Below are 1,331 nucleotides of genomic sequence, written 5' to 3'. Positions count from 1 at the left end.
TCAGTTGGAGCAAGGCGATAAAATCACATTGGTGAAAGATCTCAAAGTTAAAGGTAGTTCTCAGAACCTTAAAATTGGCACAAAAGGTGTAATAAAGCGGGTTGTGGAAGGTAAGGATCATCAATTGGACTGTAAGCTTGATGGTGCTGGCGAAATGTTTGTAACGGCAAAATACGTTAAGAAAGCGTAAGTCACTGCCCTTGAATCAGCGCTCTAACAAAGCATTTAAGAGGGATTCCCAACGCTTGGCATTTTTGCTTCTACTTCAAATTTAGTGTTTACGGTACAATGCTTTAGGTTGGGTGGCGGCGTTATTCACCCCTTAATGCGGCGTTAGTTTACCAATCAAAAATTGCACCCTAACTCAAAATGCTAGGGTGTGGTAATTATCGTAGATGGTTTTGTGGAAGTTGCGATTGTCCAAGAACTGCAACGACTAAAATAAAGCCGTCTTCCTTGGTAAAGTACGCTGTGTGTTTACCTATCGGGAAATAAAAGCCATTTTGATATAAATCGTTGCAGTTTCTACCTATTGCGGGGTTTTCAGCGAGCATCTGAAATCCAGTAAGAAGTGTATTTTTGTATGTGTTCCACTGCATTTCGGAAAAGTTCGTAATTGTATAATTTTTGATTTTGTGCAAATGAGCCTGTGCTAATTTACTTAGTTTATATTGCATACTTTACTTACAACGCGTTTAGGAAATTTTCACCATCAGCTACATTGCCTTGGGCTAAGTCTGCTTTTGCAGACTCAAAGCAATGCTTGATGTAATCGGCTTTCATAGTTTCGAGCTCTTCATAGTCTCTAATCGACATCACCACAACGGCATCTTTGTTATTTTTACTTATTTTAACTGGCTCACGTTGAGCGTTGAGAAGCAGCTCTCCGAAATTACGTTTGGCATCATTTGCTGTTAATGTATGCATGGTCAATCTCCAAAGTGGAATTACAGTTAGATTATAGTTAGATGATAGTTAGATTATAGTGTATCGCGCAAAAAGTTTAATTCAATCAAATCGTGCGATTTGTGCGAAAGGTGATCTAACAAAGCATTTAAGAGGGATTCACAACGCTTGGCATTTTTGTATCTACTTCAAGTTTAGTGTTTACGGTACAATACTTTAGGTCGGGTGGAGGCGTTGTTCACCCCTTAATGCGGCGTTATATTGCATAAGATTCAAAGGGTTAAATTATCCGTTTATCTTTGTTCTGCGTCCGAACTACATACCTGTTCGTCTCGTGAAAGTTGCCATCAAAATGACCATCGCACGTAGAATGTTTGTCGGTTAATTAGCTGCAACGTCACGCAAGTCTCCTCATTAGTAAGTTT

The 1,331-nt window shown here is 39.3% G+C and carries 3 protein-coding genes; 1 reads left to right on the top strand and 2 read right to left on the bottom strand.

Annotated features, from left to right (window positions below):
- On the top strand, positions 1 to 190 hold a 190-nt coding region (locus tag F0249_RS19925), incomplete at its 5' end, for an alkylphosphonate utilization protein (RefSeq protein WP_253825362.1).
- Positions 191 to 386: 196 nt separating this feature from the next.
- Here the strand turns inward: F0249_RS19925 and F0249_RS19920 are convergent.
- Positions 387 to 677, bottom strand: a complete 291-nt coding sequence (locus tag F0249_RS19920) for a type II toxin-antitoxin system RelE/ParE family toxin (protein ID WP_171757635.1) — start codon at positions 675 to 677, stop codon at positions 387 to 389.
- A 7-nt stretch (positions 678 to 684) separates the two neighbouring features.
- On the bottom strand, positions 685 to 927 hold the full coding sequence (locus F0249_RS19915; RefSeq protein WP_171757634.1) for a type II toxin-antitoxin system Phd/YefM family antitoxin: 243 nt from the start codon (positions 925 to 927) through the stop codon (positions 685 to 687).
- Positions 928 to 1,331 lie beyond the last annotated feature (404 nt).

The sequence above is a fragment of the Vibrio sp. 03-59-1 genome (assembly GCF_013114135.1).
GTDB lineage: Bacteria > Pseudomonadota > Gammaproteobacteria > Enterobacterales > Vibrionaceae > Vibrio > Vibrio cortegadensis.
Note: the sequence above shows the minus strand (reverse complement) of the source record. Positions and strands in the feature narration are given on the sequence as shown.

Bases quoted from the DNA above. Each gene is read 5' to 3' on its own strand.
- F0249_RS19920 (WP_171757635.1), bottom strand. From the start codon at position 677: ATGCAATATAAACTAAGTAAATTAGCACAGGCTCATTTGCACAAAATC.
- F0249_RS19915 (WP_171757634.1), bottom strand. From the start codon at position 927: ATGCATACATTAACAGCAAATGATGCCAAACGTAATTTCGGAGAGCTG.